12 protein-coding genes, 5 pseudogenes and 1 riboswitch are annotated in these 16345 nt (G+C 40.0%); of the genes and pseudogenes, 9 read left to right on the forward strand and 8 right to left on the reverse strand.

The window, feature by feature from the left end:
- Positions 1 to 62 precede the first annotated feature (62 nt).
- The 3 genes and pseudogenes from P4S65_RS03240 to P4S65_RS03250 all read right to left on the reverse strand — a co-directional run bounded on the left by P4S65_RS03240 (position 63) and on the right by P4S65_RS03250 (position 3631).
- Entirely contained in the window at positions 63 to 1118 is a 1056-nt protein-coding gene (locus P4S65_RS03240) for an OmpA family protein (RefSeq protein WP_007376227.1), read from the reverse strand.
- Positions 1119 to 1516: 398 nt separating this feature from the next.
- Positions 1517 to 2925 (reverse strand): annotated as a pseudogene (locus P4S65_RS03245) (protein adenylyltransferase SelO).
- Positions 2926 to 2933: 8 nt separating this feature from the next.
- Positions 2934 to 3631: pseudogene (locus P4S65_RS03250) on the reverse strand (DNA-3-methyladenine glycosylase I).
- Positions 3632 to 3822: 191 nt separating this feature from the next.
- Positions 3823 to 4023, forward strand: a riboswitch (Lysine riboswitch).
- A 190-nt stretch (positions 4024 to 4213) separates the two neighbouring features.
- Here P4S65_RS03250 and dapA point away from each other — a divergent pair.
- The 5 genes and pseudogenes from dapA (at position 4214) to P4S65_RS03275 (ending at position 9597) form a co-directional block, all read left to right on the forward strand.
- On the forward strand, positions 4214 to 5098 hold the full coding sequence (dapA, locus tag P4S65_RS03255; protein WP_337119568.1) for a 4-hydroxy-tetrahydrodipicolinate synthase: 885 nt from the start codon (positions 4214 to 4216) through the stop codon (positions 5096 to 5098).
- Between the two features lie 15 nt (positions 5099 to 5113).
- Entirely contained in the window at positions 5114 to 5854 is a 741-nt protein-coding gene (locus tag P4S65_RS03260; protein ID WP_337119569.1) for a 2,3,4,5-tetrahydropyridine-2,6-dicarboxylate N-succinyltransferase, read from the forward strand.
- Positions 5854 to 7058: pseudogene (locus P4S65_RS03265) on the forward strand (PLP-dependent decarboxylase). The gene P4S65_RS03260 and the pseudogene P4S65_RS03265 overlap by 1 nt, the downstream one beginning before the upstream one ends.
- Before the next feature lie 5 nt (positions 7059 to 7063).
- Positions 7064 to 8185, forward strand: a complete 1122-nt coding sequence (locus P4S65_RS03270; RefSeq protein WP_337119570.1) for a succinylglutamate desuccinylase/aspartoacylase family protein — start codon at positions 7064 to 7066, stop codon at positions 8183 to 8185.
- A 378-nt stretch (positions 8186 to 8563) separates the two neighbouring features.
- Positions 8564 to 9597 (forward strand): annotated as a pseudogene (locus P4S65_RS03275) (phospholipase A).
- Between the two features lie 72 nt (positions 9598 to 9669).
- On the opposite strand, the gene P4S65_RS03280 reads toward P4S65_RS03275, so the two are convergent.
- Positions 9670 to 10563, reverse strand: a complete 894-nt coding sequence (locus P4S65_RS03280; protein ID WP_337119571.1) for a bifunctional GNAT family N-acetyltransferase/hotdog fold thioesterase — start codon at positions 10561 to 10563, stop codon at positions 9670 to 9672.
- A gap of 242 nt (positions 10564 to 10805) precedes the next feature.
- Here P4S65_RS03280 and P4S65_RS03285 point away from each other — a divergent pair.
- Positions 10806 to 11524 (forward strand): annotated as a pseudogene (locus tag P4S65_RS03285) (spermidine synthase).
- On the opposite strand, the gene dtd reads toward P4S65_RS03285, so the two are convergent.
- Positions 11508 to 11945: a D-aminoacyl-tRNA deacylase gene (gene dtd / locus P4S65_RS03290; protein WP_337119572.1), complete on the reverse strand. Its 438-nt coding sequence runs from the start codon at positions 11943 to 11945 to the stop codon at positions 11508 to 11510. The pseudogene P4S65_RS03285 and the gene dtd sit on opposite strands and share 17 nt — an antisense overlap.
- Positions 11946 to 12851 (reverse strand): virulence factor BrkB family protein, encoded by a 906-nt coding sequence (locus P4S65_RS03295; RefSeq protein WP_008133351.1) that lies wholly within the window; start codon positions 12849 to 12851, stop codon positions 11946 to 11948.
- An 87-nt stretch (positions 12852 to 12938) separates the two neighbouring features.
- On the opposite strand from P4S65_RS03295, the gene P4S65_RS03300 reads away from it, so the two are divergent.
- The 3 genes from P4S65_RS03300 to P4S65_RS03310 all read left to right on the forward strand — a co-directional run bounded on the left by P4S65_RS03300 (position 12939) and on the right by P4S65_RS03310 (position 15623).
- Positions 12939 to 13595, forward strand: coding sequence for a DUF2959 domain-containing protein (locus P4S65_RS03300; RefSeq protein ID WP_007376214.1), 657 nt, complete (start codon positions 12939 to 12941; stop codon positions 13593 to 13595).
- A 141-nt stretch (positions 13596 to 13736) separates the two neighbouring features.
- Entirely contained in the window at positions 13737 to 14828 is a 1092-nt protein-coding gene (locus P4S65_RS03305; RefSeq protein WP_337119573.1) for an MBL fold metallo-hydrolase, read from the forward strand.
- 66 nt (positions 14829 to 14894) lie between these two features.
- Positions 14895 to 15623, forward strand: coding sequence for a CBM9 family sugar-binding protein (locus tag P4S65_RS03310; protein ID WP_337119574.1), 729 nt, complete (start codon positions 14895 to 14897; stop codon positions 15621 to 15623).
- Between the two features lie 160 nt (positions 15624 to 15783).
- Here P4S65_RS03310 and P4S65_RS03315 read toward each other — a convergent pair whose 3' ends face one another.
- Complete coding sequence (locus P4S65_RS03315; RefSeq protein WP_337120726.1) at positions 15784 to 16074, reverse strand: 5'-nucleotidase; 291 nt, start codon at positions 16072 to 16074, stop codon at positions 15784 to 15786.
- Complete coding sequence (locus P4S65_RS03320) at positions 16026 to 16328, reverse strand: 5'-nucleotidase (protein WP_337119575.1); 303 nt, start codon at positions 16326 to 16328, stop codon at positions 16026 to 16028. Before P4S65_RS03320 ends, P4S65_RS03315 begins: the two co-directional genes overlap by 49 nt.
- Between the last annotated feature and the right edge of the window lie 17 nt (positions 16329 to 16345).

Below are 16345 nucleotides of genomic sequence, written 5' to 3' on the forward strand. Positions count from 1 at the left end.
TAATTTATTACAGACATAAAAAAACCCAGCTCTTGGCTGGGTTTCTATTACAAACTATTTAATTAACGTAAAACTTTAACGTTTTTGATAGTTTTGATATGCGCTTCTACACGACGGTTTTCTGCGTTTGCAGCTTTAGTGTTTGCATCATTTTTAAGACGCTCTTCACCTAAACCAACTGTAGTAATGCGATCTTGAGCAATACCATCAGCAACAAGTTGCTTAGCTACAGCATCAGCACGCTTTTTAGATAACCATTTATTGTAAGTTGCTTTACCTACAGCTGAAGTGTGACCTTCTAAAAGCACTGTTGTACCTGGGTACTCTTTTAAGAACTCAGATACTTTTTCGATATCATTTAAGTACTGAGTAGATACTGCTGATGTATTATTAGGGAAAGTCACTAATAAGCTTACAGTTACTTCTTTATCTTCATATAAAGTACAACCTGTGCCATCAACTGCGTCAGTCATTGGCGTGTTTGGACATCTATCGTCAGCATCTAAAATATTATCATTGTCGCTGTCTGAAGGAGCAACTGCAACTTCAACTACTTCTGGAGCTGGTTTTACTGGCTCAACTGGTGCTGAGTTTTGGCCAAATAAGTAGTTAATACCAATTTTAGCGCCTACATCTGTGTAACCACGGTCAAGACCTTGGTATACAGCTGTTTCAGCATTTACAAACAAACCATCTGTAATGAAATGTTGGTAACCAACACCTGCATTTAAGAATGTGTTGTCATCTACTACGTCCATTTCTTTAATACCGAAAAGACCGTAGAAAGGACCGCCATTTAAATGATAAAGAGCATCAATACCGTAACGCTCGCCATCAATACTGTTGCGGTTGCCAGCAACTTTATCAAAAGCATTAAAATCCATGTCTGCATATTCTAGGCGTGCGCTCCAGTAATCACTGAAACGGTAACCAGCTTCAACACCCCAACCAGTTGATTCATTTACATCAAGACCAGCTTGGGCACGCATGTTTTTCCAAGATGCGTCATAGTAGTCACCAAATGCGCCAATGTAGAAACCTTCTTCTTTATCTGCAGCAAATGTAGATACGCTAGTTGCAGCTAACGCAATTGCGATTGTAAGTGATTTTAATTTCATTGTTTTCTTCCCATTTTAACAATTAAAAATTGTAGCTAATCAATACTAGCTCAATCTGTTTTATACAGACTAACCGAACCTTTGTTAATCAATACTTAACGAATAATAAAGTTTATAAATTTTTTAATGATCTATAACGACATCCAACCACCCATTGTAGGTGAAATTAAAAATATTACCTACTCTGCAAATAATTTATAGTTGTGGTTTTTTTATAAATCGATAGCCTGCGACAAAAACAGGAACAATTCAGTTAAATGCACTTTTATACACAGCAAAACTTACTTATCCTTATAAAATGGATGATAACACTAGAATTTATTTTGCTCAATCAATGAACACTTCTAAAAATGAAAAATGAATATTTATAATCATAAACTTACATCTAAAATTAATAGTTAAGTACCGCAAAAAGTACGATACCCATGATCACTTTTAGGAGGCGTCTGAAAATCGACAAGCTTATTCACTTCATTATAAGGATTGCTCAGTACTTTTAAAAAATCACTTAATAGCGCACTTGACCCCATTTCGCTGTAGTCAGTAATAATTGATTCAATGATGTGATTGCGTGGTATTACTCGAGGGTTCGCTTTTCGCATTACTGTATAACTATTTCCATCAACCCGGCTTTGCCATTTATATGCCCATTGCGCTAATGCTTCAGGAATAAGCGCTTCCTGTTTTAACGACTCGGTTAATGCATCAAAGGTATTGGTGTAATCGAGTTCATGAACTTTTAATAATGTTAACAATTCTGCAACTAACTTTGTATCGTTTTCATCAATACCGACTAAGCCCAACTTTTTGCCCACATAGCCGTAAATTCAGTATTAAACTGTTCAGCAAAGCTATTTATATGTGGCGTCATTAGCGAAACAGCTTGCTCATCATCGTCATGAATTAGTGGTATAAGACTTTCAGCTAAACGGGCACAGTTCCAGTTAGCCATATTCGGCTGGTTACCAAATGCATAGCGGCCTTGTTTATCAATAGAACTAAATACAGTATCAAAATCAAAACTGTTCATCATGGCACATGGGCCGTAATCAATGGTTTCTCCGCTTACTAGCGTATTATCTGTATTCATTACTCCGTGAATAAAACCAACACGCATCCAGCTCACAATTAGCTTAACTTGGTTTTTAATCACTGCGCCTAAAAAGGCTAAATAGCGCTGCGAACCTGTATCAGTTATTTCTGGGTAGTGTCGCTCTATAGCTAAATCGGCTAAATTTTTAAGCCCTTCAACATCGCCTTGCGTCGCTAAATATTGAAATGAACCAACACGAATATGGCTCGTTGCTACGCGAGTAACGATAGCCCCTGCTTGTGGCGGATTACGGTAAACCGTTTCGCCACTACCAACAACCGCTAAGCAGCGTGTGGTTTTAACTCCCAGCGCATGCATTGCCTCGCTCATTACGTATTCACGAATAGCAGGACCAAGTGCACAACGCCCATCCCCTCCTCTTGAGTAAGGAGTAGCACCAGAGCCTTTTAATTGAATATCCCACAACTGGTTTTTATCATCATTAATAGCGCCCAGTAAATGCGCTCGCCCATCGCCTAAACGTGGTGAAAAATGTCCAAATTGGTGCCCAGAGTAACCAAGTGCTACTGCAGGAATTGCCTGTTTTTCGTTACCGCTAAAAGTGCTGGCACGCAAATCAGCCGCAACGTTAATATTAAACTCTTTTGCTAAGCTCTCGTTCCACAGCAATAACTGAGGAGAGGCGACACTTGCAGGGAAATCTTCAATCGCGAAGTTTTCCGCAATGTCTGTGTATCTTGGCACTAATTTCATGGTAATTCCTATTGTTGCTGACTTATACCAACACGGTTGTCACCTACGCCATAAGCAACAATTAAGCTCAACTCTTGCATACTTAAGCCACTTTGCTTTTGCATTTCGTTAAAAAAGGCCTGGGCTGCACTCAGTGATTTTTTAGTTTGTAAGCCGCCGTCTATAATTTTATGGGCACGTAAGTAATTCTCTACATCGCGTGATAATAAAAAAGTATCTTTACCAAGTGCTCGCAATGCATAAGGGCCAGTATTTCCGCCTAAACGCGAACCATGCTTTTTTAAATACGCCCATAAACCAATAATATCGTCTGTTGGCCAATTAGCGATAAACTGGCTAAAACTGCCATGTTCCCCTGCTATCTCGTGGATCATGTAAGCATTTTCGGTAATTGTTTTTACTTTTTTATAGTTACGAACAATACGCTCATCAGTAGCTTTTTGTTCCAGCATATCGGGTGGCATCATTAATAACTTATCAACGCTAAAATCCCAAAAACCTCTCTAAAGCCCGGCCACTTATTATTAATGACTGACCAATAAAAACCGCTTTGAAATACTTTTCGAGTAAATTCTTCAAGCCAATCGTCGTCACTTAACGTGCTTAGTTGTTTTTTAGATAACGGTTTTGCAAGTAATAACTTCAGCATTTTTTCGGAGCCTTTTCGCTCTACAGCTCGCTTATAAATATCGCTAAATTTTTCCATACTAATTAAATACCTCACTACTTATATTGCTAGTGTACGAGAAAAGCACCCAATACGTAACCACTCCCATTATGGATGAATGAATATGCATTTAGTCGCTTGACACCCAGACGGCTAAAATGCTTTAATCGCCGTAATTACCCTATTTAAATTGCTCAGGTTTGTAAGTTTTACTCTACAAACAGGTGCAAAGGGCTAGAAGAGGTGCGTTATTCAGGTAGCGTATGTTAGGAGCGCAAACTCCAGTGAGCATACGTGAGGGGAATTAACGCCGAGAAGTAACCACTTTTGCGAGGTGTTTATTTCGGGCGACTAGGTTGAACCCTAGCGACTGTCACCAATAGCTGCTTATAAAAAGCAGCTTATTAGTTTGGTGGAGAGCTTCTGGTCTTAAATATTAAGGCCGTGCGCCCTATTATTTTAAGCCCATTCGCTCTTCGAATTATTAGTTCGAACGACGTTAATGCGGCTCCTTCCATAAAGCTTTTTAACTCTTCGAATAATATCAATTGCATTAAATTAGTTATCGCTAAAATGATCACGTTTTTAATAAAGTTGGTACAAATTATAAGTTCGTGAGAGATGATCAACAACTTCAATTTAAACGACTACTCATTGTGGACCGCGCTCGTAACGCCATTTGATCAACACGGCGATGTTGACTACAACACGTTAACTAAACTGGTTAGGGATCAAGAAGCGGCGCATAACGGTATTTTACTACTTGGCAGTACAGGCGAAGGCTTGGCGCTAACGCAAAAAGAGCAACAAGCCATTGTTGAACACGTATGCCAGCTAAAACCAGCAGTACCACTCATGGTAGCTGTTGGCGGTAGTAACTTAAAACAACAAATTGAGTGGGTTAACTACTGTAATACATTGCCAATTCATAGCTTTTTACTTGGCTCACCGCTTTATGCAAAGCCCGGCGCTATAGGTCAAACTCATTGGTTTGAAAGCCTACTTAATGCAAGCGCTCACCCGTGTATGCTTTATAACGTACCGGGACGAAGTGCTGTTAGCATCCCAGCGGCAACAATTCAAAACTTACAAAACAATAAAAATTTATGGGCGTTAAAAGAAGCGAGCGGCAGTATTGCTCAGTTTGAAGCTTACCGCCAAGCGGCCCCTAATTTAGCTATTTTTAGTGGCGACGATGCGCTAATGCCTTACTTTGCACAAGCAGGTGCAAAAGGTTTAGTGTCGGTAGCTGCAAATGCATGGCCCGCACAAACTCACGAGTTTGTTAAACGCAGTTTAAGTGGCCAACACCCTAATTTATTTGCCCAGTGGTCAAGCGCTATTAATAGCCTATTTGCTGTCGCAAACCCTATTCCCGTAAAGGTACTGATGCATTTGCAAGGCCGCTTAAGCAGCCCGCAACTTCGTCCACCTTTAACACATCTTGAGTTAACTCAAACCGATTGCATCACAACTGCAAACAACACCATTTTATCTTGGCATTAAATACAGGTTTTTATAATGAGCTGGTTAGAACTATTAAATAATTTAGAATCGGGCGCTGTACGCGCAGCATCACAAAACGAAAGCGGCCAATGGCAAGCTAACATAGAAGTAAAAAAAGGTATTTTAGAAGCCTTTAAAAATGGCACTAATACTGAGTTTGCAGGTGGTTTTGTTGATAAACATAACTTAGCTCCGCAAGAGTTTAGCACTGAAGATGGCGTGCGAATGGTGCCGGGTGGCTCAAGTGTTCGCCGTGGTGCTTATGTGGCTAAAGGCACGATTATTATGCCACCAGCGTATGTAAACATTGGTGCATATATCGACGAAGGCACAATGGTAGATAGCCACGCATTAGTTGGCTCGTGTGCACAAGTAGGTAAAAACGTACATTTAAGTGCTGCAGTTCAGCTTGGTGGTGTACTTGAGCCAATTGGTGCAAGCCCAGTAGTGGTTGAAGATGACGCATTTATTGGTGCAGGCTGTATTATTGTTGAAGGCGTAGTCATTAAAAAAGGCGCAGTACTTGCCCCTGGCGTGCGTTTATCAGCAACTATTCCAGTATACGATTGCGTAAACGAGCGCCAACTTGATAAAGGCGAGCCAATCCCAGAGTACGCGATTGTAATACCGGGCTCTCGCCCTGCGTCAAACGAATGGGCGAGCAAGCAAGGCTTAAGCATGTCGTGTGCGTTAATAGTTAAATACCGCGACGAGAAAAGCGATGCATCGTTATTGCTTGAAGAGGTTTTACGATAATGAGCTTTTTGAGCACGCCTATCAAAACCGCTGTAAATACTATTACACAACAACTTGATACACCTTTTTTTGTTTACGACCTAGATCAACTAAACACGCATCTTGCGCGTTTAGTGGCGCAAACCGATGTAAAACTATGGTACGCGGTAAAAGCAAATCCACTGTCTAAAATAATTCAAAGCTTAGACAGCGCTGGCTTTAATTTTGACGTAGCAAGTAAAGGTGAGCTTGAGCAAGTACTCGCACAAGGTATTAGCTCACAGCGCGTGCTCAACACAGGGCCTGCAAAAAGCCCTAAACAAATAAAACACTTTATTGAGCGCGGCGTGCGTATATTCGTAGCAGAAAGCCTCAATCAAGTACGTTGGTTAAACCAACAAGCACAATTACAAAACACGCAGTTACAAGTATTACTGCGTGTGCAATTACGTTGGCCTGAAGGTGAAAAAACCCTCTGGGCGGCGATAGCCTTACGCCGTTTGGTATGGGTTGTGATGAGTGGCAAGCACTCAATGTAGCTGACTACCCTGCACTTAAGTTTGACGGCCTGCATATTTTTCAGTGGGGCAACATGCTTAGCACCCAAAAGCTAAGCGACTTGTGGTCACAAATGATTGCACCACTTAGCCAACTTGCCAGCGATTTAAATATTAGCCTTAAAATTCTCGATTTAGGCGGCGGCTTAGGAATTCCTTATACACAAAATGAAGCAACGCTTGATTGGGATGACTTAATTGCTGCGCTCGCTAAAATTAAAAATGATGCGGGTGTAGAAGAATTATGGATGGAACTTGGTCGCTATGCCGTGGGCGAATGCGGTCATTACGCAAACCCAGTAGTAGAGCGCAAACAAAACTATAATCAAGAACAAGTAATTTTAAGCGGCGGTATTAATCACTTATTACGCCCTGCTGTTACCAGTCAAGATTTTCCTGCTGCATTACTGCGTGAATCCAGTGCTAAAACTCAAGCGGTCACTTTATACGGCCCGCTTTGTACAGCGCTTGATTGTCTAGGTGAGCATAACCTGCCAAGCGATTTAAATGAGCACGACTGGCTAGTGTTTAGCCAATGCGGTGCTTACGGCTTTACCGAAAGTATGCCGTATTTTTTATGCCATGAGCTAGCTGGCGAGTACACATTGCAAAACGGTACACTTACCTGCGTTCGCCAAGCCGAAAATGCCAGCCACTATTTAAGGTAATAAGCATGAGTAATACAACACACATCAGCCAAGAGAACATTGTAGTAGGGGAAGTTGCAAACGGCTTACCGCTTACAATTCCTGTGTATCGTTTAAAAGGCGATGGTACAGGGCCTAGTGTTTACATTCAGGCCAATATGCATGGCGCTGAAGTGCAAGGTAACGCAGTTATTTTTCAGCTGCTTGAGCAATTAAAACACCTTAATCTTAATGGCGATATTACCCTTGTACCTTATGCAAATCCGATTGGTTGTAATCAAAAATCTGGCGAGTTTACCCTTGGCAGGTTCGATCCGATTACGGGCACTAATTGGAATCGCATGTATCATTACAATAAAAATTTAGTGACACAGTTTGCGCAAAATCATACTCAGTATGACAACGCTACATTAAAAAGTAACTTCAAACAGGCGCTTATTGACGAAGTAGACAGCAAACTTAACGGCCCTGCTTATTTACTCAATACCGGTAAACGCATTGCGCTTAACTTACAAAAACTCGCTCATCAGGCTGATATAGTACTCGATTTACACACTGGTCCTATTTCCAGCAAGCATTTGTACTGCCCAATCTATGCAACCGACAGCGCACGTTACTTTAATATTGAACATGTACTGCTTATCCCCAGTGATTTTGACGGTGCTATGGATGAAGCTAACTTTTGCCCATGGTGGCATTTAAGTGATGCACTTAGCGAGCAAGGTCGTGAATTATCAATATCTGTAGAAGCATTTACGGTAGAGCTAGGCAGCCAAGAAAAAATAGACTTAAAAGAAGCACTAAACGATGCAAACAGCATTTTAAGTTACTTAAATCACAAAGGCGTATTACAAAACGCACCGCATACGCCAGCTAACATCACTCGCTATGCATGTAATTTAGATGACTACTTTGCTTATTACGCCCCTATTGGCGGTATGGTTGAATACATAGCCCCACTTGGCGGGCACATTAAAGCCGGTGAGCCTATTGCACATATTTTACGCATGGAGCGCTACTTAAGCGAGCAGCCACTGCAAACACTCACTCTTGATTGCGATGCAATTGCTATTTTGCACTTTGCCTCAGCGAGTGTTAACCAAGGTACCGAACTTTATAAGTTTTTTACTAACATATTTGAGCTTTAGCTCACCCTTCTCATTGCGTGAGAGTAATACCAATTGCATTAAATTAGTGATCTATTATAGCGATAAGGAAATAGCTTAATAACAAGGCTAAAATTATGGTACATAGTTGTTCTATATAAATAATTTTTAACGTAGTTAGTGAGTTATTTAATACGCTAGAATGATCATGTTTTTAATAAAATTGGTATAAATTAACTAAAGTAGTTAATTTGCATTAGAAAGCGGCCCAGGCCGCTTTTCTTTTGATCTGTGTTTATCTCAAATACGTATAATACGAAGTATAAGAAAAAATTCAGTAAAAGTTCACCGTTACATATGTAAAAAGACGTTATAATTAAATTAACGCATACAATAACTTAAACTCACAAAGGAACTACAATGAGCTGGCGCCACTGGATCACACTTTCTGCCTTAATAAGTACAGCTACCTTAGCACAAGAAGAGGTTGCTACAAACGAGCAAGACAACGAAATAAACCTTGTAAAACAGTGTATTTTAAACGAAGTTATTGGTGGAGACGGTAAACAAACTCTAGACGATCTTCGTAAAAAATGTTCGGCTCTTGAAGAAAACAAACAACTTACCGCGCTTGATAAACGCCAAGCACGTGAAGAAGTGGGTAAAAAAATCGTAATGTTATTACGCCACATAAACGTAATTATATTTTACCACTTTCGTACGTATCCCATCCCAATGATCGTCCTTTCGATGGCTTCGACGAATTAACTGATGATAATGATGGTGAACCGCTCGACAACTTAGAGGCAAAGTACCAGCTTTCTATTAAAGTACCTTTGTACGATGATTTTTCAGATGAAGACCAAGCATTATTTTTTGGTTTTACGCTGCAATCATATTGGCAAATATATAATTCAGAAATCTCCTCACCATTTCGTGAAACGAACTACGAACCTGAAGTTTTTTGGATAAACTACCTCGACCCAGAAAATGTACTTTGGGGCGATGAAATGGCAATTGTTTTAGGTATTTCACATCAATCAAATGGTCGTAGCCAGCCCAACTCACGCTCATGGAACCGTATTTACGCTGATTTCATTTGGGAAAATGAAGGGTTTGTTTTTAGTTTTAAACCTTGGTATCGCATAGCCGAGGACGAAAAAGACAACGTTTTAGAAGCTAAAGGCGACGATAATCCAGACATATACAAATACATGGGCTATTTTGAATTTAGCGGTGCATACCGTCTTAACGATCATGAATTTAGCTTTATGTCGCGTAATAACTTAAATTCAGACAATCGTGGTGCTATTCAGCTTGACTGGTCATTTCCATTATGGGGCCGAGTTCGTGGTTATGCACAATACTTCAATGGTTATGGCGAAAGCTTAATTGACTATAATGCCGATATAGAACGTATTGGTGTAGGTATATTATTAACCGATCTGCTGTAATACTTCCCTAAGTTTTACGCATTAAAAAGCCAAGCATTGCTTGGCTTTTTAATGTTTTGAACAACTAAACAGTTATTTTTTTACTACAAACTGCCCTTCAAACTCCGCAACTATATTATCACCATCATAAATAGTAACAGGCACAACATGGCTTGCTTTACCTTCGGTTTCTAAATCGCTCAACTTACCTTTGCAGGCTTGCAAATCTACACACCCTCGTGGGTCGGTAGTAAGCGGCTTTAAGTACTTAATGTTAGCATCGGCTAATACAATATTACCTTCAAGCCCAGCTTCTTTAAGTGCTAAGTACGTAGCGCCCCAACCTGTTAGCGTGGCCAAGCTATAAATAGATCCTGCAAACATAGTGTTATGTAGGTTTAAGTTAGCGTCTAGGTCGGCGCTGGTTGTAAATTGCCAATCGGTGTAGCTTTCTACTTTAATGCCCATCGCGTCACTAATTGGAATAGACTCACGCCATGTGTTTTGCAGCACTTGCGTCCAATTAGGGTGACGAAACCAACCTGGCTCACACGGCTTTTGCTTTACCATTTTAAAATGCTGTACATCGCCATACGCTAAATGTGCTTTTTCTTTTAGTTCGTAACCGTGGCGTTTATAAAACTCAAGCGCACGTTCGCGAGCAAATAAAACCAGTTCATCAGCATTTTGCGTCCATGCTATTTTTTCAAGCTCATGTAATAAACGACTACCAATATGTTGATTACGATTCCCTTCAGCAACGGCCATGTAACGCACTTGTGCCTGTTCATGATTGTTAAAGTGCAAACGTGCTACGCCTAGCACTTCACCTTCTTTATTTTTTATAAACCTATGCTCAGAATCTTGCTCCATATCATCTTGCTCAGAGCCACGTGGCTCGCCCCAAGGCGCGCGTAATATCTGCCAGCGCAATTGGTAATACGCTTGCCAATCTTCGCTACTTTGTGGGGTGCTTACCTGAAACATACATACTCCTGTTGTTATATAAGCCGTAAATAAAAATCAAAAAGGCTACGGCGCTATACTAATCATATTGATTATCTACAAGCTAGAAAGCTCAAATAATTAAATCGCTTGGTATTTTTATTGTAAATACCATACTCCATCTTTAAAAAACTGCAAATACGACTTTGGTGATGGCCATAAAATATCTAAAAATTAATAACACAAGGCATTGCCATTTAACGGTGCTAGTTTATGCTGAGAATATGATAGAAAAAATCAATTATATAAATTCGCTGACGGGCTTGCTAAGCGATCAGTTTATTGAGAATAGCCACAGCATTGGTCAGTTAATCTATTGGCATAAATGCAGTGGCGATCACATTCAGATACGTGGTCATGAGCAGTTGCGCTGGTTACTCATTAACGACACACTCCAATCTGTTATTGATTTAAATGACCCGAGTTTATTACTTTTTCCACATTTATTGTGCTTAGGTAAGCACTGGCAAGCTCTTAGCGCGCCAAAAAAGGTGCTAGAACTTGGCCTTGGCGGCGGTGCTATTCGTAATTATTTACAACACAAATACCCCAAAGCACACATAACATCCGTTGAAAAAAACGCTGATATTATTGATTGCTACACTCAATTTTTTCATCAAATAAAAATGATCAATTGCTATGCGCCGATGCACAACAGGTTTTAAAAAGTGCGCAAAATATTGACTGGATTATCTTAGATTTATTTAGCCAAATAGACGCACCTCGATTTTTATTTGAAAAGGCATTTTATAAAAAAATCTACTTGGCTTTAAATAACAACGGTGTGCTATTTATTAATTTTTTATCGCAACATGAGTCGCAATTAAAGCAACTCAAGCAGCTATTACTCGATGTGTTTGGCTGTACAGTCAGCCCGCAAAAAATTACGGGCTACGTGAATCATATTGTCGTGGTAACCAAAAAACTTAAACAGATAAGTTAAACGTAACGGGTCCATCGTTACACAAGCTTACTTGCATATCGGCACCAAACTCACCGGTGGCTATTGTAAGCCCCAACTCTTTAGCTTGAGCAACAAAGTACTCGTAAAGCTCATTAGCTTGGCTTGGCGTTGCCGCAGATGAAAAACTAGGGCGCATACCCTTTTTAGTATCAGCCGCTAAGGTAAATTGCGAAACCACCAGCAACTCACCTTTAATATCTTTGAGGCTTAAGTTCATTTTGTCGTTTTCGTCAGTAAAAATACGATAATTACTTGCTTTGTGTAAAAGCTTATCGGCCGTTTGTTTATCGTCGTGTTTTTCAACACCCAGCAACAACAAGATACCTTGGCTAATTTCGCCTACAACTTGATTATTAATTTCTACCTTGGCATGCTTTACGCGCTGTATTAACCCTTGCATTTAAACTGTGTCCTTTACTGTTGGCTTGTCATCTTCAAACTCAATTTCTGGTGTTTCTGGTATTTCATCTGGGCTAATACATGCTGTAAATTCAGCGCCAAGCAAAACAACAACCCACGATAAATACACCCAAACAAACAAAATAGGAATCGTCGCCACTGCACCATAAATCACTTCGTATGAAGGAAAATGGCTAATATAAAGTGCAAACCCTTTTTTAGTTAGCTCAAACAAAAGTGCCGCAAATAATGCTCCCGGTATCGCCGCTTTAAACGATACGCGCGTATTAGGCACTAAGGTGTAGAGCATAATAAAGCCCACCATCGAAATACCATACGGCAATAGCTTTAACAAAAACCCGCTAAACCCAGGAATACCCTGATCAGCAAACGATACCAAAGATACAATATAAGAAGTAACACCAATGCTGGCACCAAGTAACATAGGCCCTAAGCTCAAAACCATCCAATATACTGCAAAGGAAATCATCATCGGGCGCTTTTTCTTTATTCGCCAAATGCGGTTTAGCGTGGCATCCACATTACGTATTAGCAACAATGCAATTGCAGCTAAAAAACCAATACCTACTGCGGTCATTTGGTTTGCGTTACCGGCAAAAGAGCTAATGTGCTCTCTAATAACATCGGTAGAAGTAGGCACAAAGTTAGTAAACAAAAAGCTCTCAATCTCCATACGAGTGGATTCAAAACCTGGAAAAGCCGAAAATATAGCAACACCCACTGCAATAAGCGGTATCAAAGAAAGTAACGTAACATAGGCTAAATAGCCGGCATTAACCGTTATTTGATCATCTATACAGCGATTAAAATACTGCATCCACCAACTTGGCTGCTGGCGTATAAAGGTCTTAACTTGCTGTTTGTAATTGGAGAGCTTATCATTCATACAATTGACTTGTGCTTATGTGGTTTTGATTATAATAACAATCAGCGCCATAATTTACAGCACTAACACGCGTAAACAGGAATTCAGATGAAAAAACAAACATTACTTAGTGTTTCAATGCTTGTACTAACACTTACTTTGTCAGGTTGCCAAACAGCTTATTACTCTGCAATGGAAAAAGTAGGTATTCACAAACGCGACATCCTTATCGATCGCGTAGAAGAAACCAAAGACTCGCAGCAAGAGTCTCAAGAAGAATTTAAATCGGCACTAGAGCGCTTAACTACTCTAATCGATTTTAATGGTGGCGAACTACAAGACACTTACAATCAATTAAACGACGATTACGAGTCGAGCTTAAAAGCCGCAAACGAAGTATCAACTAACATCAATAAAGTAGAAGACGTAGCAGAAGCACTTTTTGATGAGTGGAGCGATGAGCTAGAGCAATACAAAAGCGCATCACTTAAGCGTGAAAGCAGCAAAAAGCTAACCGCGACTAAGCGTCAATTTGAACAGCTATTACGCTCGATGCGCAGCGCAGAGAGTAAAATGGAGCCAGTATTAACGTCGCTTCACGATAATGTTTTATATTTAAAGCATAACTTAAACGCACAAGCGGTATCTGCTATTAAAGGCGAATTCACTAACCTTAAACGCGACATACAAGTATTAATGAATGACATGAACAAATCGATTGCCGATTCAAACAAATTTATTGAACAAATGAATAGCGCAGGCTAACTAATATATTACAAACAAACAAAAATAAGCCTGCAATTTCGCAGGCTTACTTATTTTTACTTTTTGTTACTTTTTAACCACTTATTAATCTAACGTTTTTGGTACACTTTCATAAAATTAGAATTAAAATAAAAAACTACAATGAAAATAAGTATCTTAACTCTTTTGGCTATCTCTAGCTTACTAACCGCTTGCGGAACTGCTAATCACATAGAAAGAATCGCAGGGCCTGATACTGTAGTACCACTACATAAAGATGGTGATCGCGAAGGGCGCTACCATAATCTATACCCAGGCAAAAAAACGTACCCTATTAGTTGTGAAAATGACTGCTATCCAAGCAACACTCATTTGCAATGCGAAGAAGAAAGTGAAAACTGCCAATATATTGCTGAGCAAGCAATTCCAAAATTAAGCACCGGATACACTGTTCGCTGGCTTGGCCATGCAGGGTTTATGATCAGCACACCCAACGGACAGCAAGTGGTATTTGATCCTGTAAAAGAGCAGTTCGATTCGCCAGTCGCACTTGGCTTTAAACTCGCAGGTGGTATTTATCGTAAACCAGGAGCTTGGCCAAACAAGCAAGAACTCGAAAATATTGACGCGGTAATGTATTCCCATATTCATTATGACCACTTTAACAAAGCCGATATAGAAGAAATAGGTAACAAACCACGCTACTTAACGCCACTGGGAATGGCTGATAACTTCCCAACAGGTGGATTTAATATTAGCGAAATGGCGTGGTATGCAAAAACGAGTATTAACGATTTAGTTATTAATGCCGTGCCAGCTCATCATTTTAGCGCTCGTGTATTGGTGCCTTTTATTTACGAAGATAACGATAAAGATCTGTGGAATGGCTGGCTGCTCGAACAAAACGGCAGCACCTTATTTTTTGCAGGCGATACGGGCTACTCAAAACACTTTAGAGATATACAAACAAAATATGGTGATATCGATGTGTGCTTAATGCCAATCGCTTCTTACTACAGTAAAGACGATCCTAACTGGTATCGTTACGTACACACCACCCCAGAAGACGCGTTAACCGCAGCGCAAGAGCTTAACTGCAAAGTAATGATACCTTGGGGATACGGTAACTCAAGCTGGAAGATGGGCGACCATAGCAGTCACTCTGCATTGCTGCGCCTATTACACATGGTTAAGAAAATGGATGCTAAAACACCGCTGTATATTTTAAACGAAGGCGAAAGTATTTCACTGTAACTAATCACTTAGCTACTTTAAGATGGTGTTACATCAATAAAAATACATAATAAGATTGAGAAATTAATGAAAAAATTAGCACTCGCCTTAAGCTTTTTATTAAGCACGCCAGCAATGGCTATTGATGTTGAGCATACATCAACCCCAATTACTATTGATGGCGTATCAGAAGATGCGTGGAATAAAGCCACTTGGCACGACATGCCTTATTTAATGGATGGCACACTGCCATCAAACGATGCCGACTTTAAAGGGCGTTATCGTTTATTGTGGGATCAGAACTATTTATACCTACAAGCCGATATTGTGGATGACGTTTTAATAGATACACACGCCGATCCAACGTATAAATATTGGGATGACGATGCGCTTGAAGTCTTTATTGATAGCGATGCATCCGGTGGTAATCACCAATTTAATCACACCGCTTTGGCGTACCACATTGGCCTTGATAACCAAGCCGCCGATTACGGACCTGATAAACAAGCCCATTTGTATACCGACCACCTAGTGAGTAACTGGAAGCGCAATACCACCGCACCTTTTAACATTACGTGGGAAGTAGCAATAAAACTCTACCCAAATGATTATAAAGAAAGTGCTAATAACACCCCAATTACACTTAGCGAAAAGCAAGTAATCGGCTTTATGCTAGCGTATTGCGATAACGATGGCAGTGACGTGCGCGAGCACTTTATGGGCTCACACGAAGTACAACCAGTAAATGGCGACAGAAACCGTGGTTTTATAGATGCCGACGTATTTGGCAAAATCACCCTACTTCCTAAAAAGTAAGCTACCCCCACCAATAAATAATTAAGTAGGTTGGGTTGAGCGCAGCGAAACCCAACGAAAAAATACCCCACCAACAAACACGGGGGCTTTGCGTTATCGGCTGTTTTAAAACGCATTAAATATGACATCAAATTCAATGCGTTTGGATGGAGTTAAACTATTAGTCTAACTTTAAATTTTTAACACCAAAAGGTATATGAACTGAAGGGGCAACTGTACTTGTAGAGTTTAAATGCCCTGACTGGTCATCAAAAAAGATATGAGGCTTAAGTACTCCTAATACTAAACCTTTATCTACACCACCGAGGAAAAATGCATCGTTAGCCATTACACCCCATTCCTTCAGAGTATTAAGAGCTCTCTCATGTGATGGAGCATTACGGGCAGTTACAATTGAAACTCTCAGGCGATTTTTATAGTCAGGATCAGATTTCTTCTTTTTTCTTCTAATTTTTGAATATCAGATATTTTTACAAGAAATTCTTTCAAAGGTCCTGGATTATGAGGCTGCAGCACATTCTTAGTTTCATGTTCATGAAACTGATTAACATCATTTGTATTATGCATTACCGTTTCAGATTCATCGTCAGCTAGAACACCATCAAAATCGAAAGCTATTCTTAAATCATCATCGTCATCATCTACAATTGCTGATTCGAGAACATGACCCGCAGGGCTGACGAATCCCCAAAACGTGACAGGCACAGCAATTTATGATCTTA

It is taken from the genome of Pseudoalteromonas sp. B131b (assembly GCF_037162545.1).
Taxonomy (GTDB): domain Bacteria; phylum Pseudomonadota; class Gammaproteobacteria; order Enterobacterales; family Alteromonadaceae; genus Pseudoalteromonas; species Pseudoalteromonas fuliginea.

Bases quoted from the DNA above. Each gene is read 5' to 3' on its own strand.
- P4S65_RS03240 (WP_007376227.1), bottom strand. From the start codon at position 1,118: ATGAAATTAAAATCACTTACAATCGCAATTGCGTTAGCTGCAACTAGC.
- dapA (WP_337119568.1), top strand. From the start codon at position 4,214: ATGATCAACAACTTCAATTTAAACGACTACTCATTGTGGACCGCGCTC.
- P4S65_RS03260 (WP_337119569.1), top strand. From the start codon at position 5,114: ATGAGCTGGTTAGAACTATTAAATAATTTAGAATCGGGCGCTGTACGC.
- P4S65_RS03270 (WP_337119570.1), top strand. From the start codon at position 7,064: ATGAGTAATACAACACACATCAGCCAAGAGAACATTGTAGTAGGGGAA.
- P4S65_RS03280 (WP_337119571.1), bottom strand. From the start codon at position 10,563: ATGTTTCAGGTAAGCACCCCACAAAGTAGCGAAGATTGGCAAGCGTAT.
- dtd (WP_337119572.1), bottom strand. From the start codon at position 11,945: ATGCAAGGGTTAATACAGCGCGTAAAGCATGCCAAGGTAGAAATTAAT.
- P4S65_RS03295 (WP_008133351.1), bottom strand. From the start codon at position 12,851: ATGAATGATAAGCTCTCCAATTACAAACAGCAAGTTAAGACCTTTATA.
- P4S65_RS03300 (WP_007376214.1), top strand. From the start codon at position 12,939: ATGAAAAAACAAACATTACTTAGTGTTTCAATGCTTGTACTAACACTT.
- P4S65_RS03305 (WP_337119573.1), top strand. From the start codon at position 13,737: ATGAAAATAAGTATCTTAACTCTTTTGGCTATCTCTAGCTTACTAACC.
- P4S65_RS03310 (WP_337119574.1), top strand. From the start codon at position 14,895: ATGAAAAAATTAGCACTCGCCTTAAGCTTTTTATTAAGCACGCCAGCA.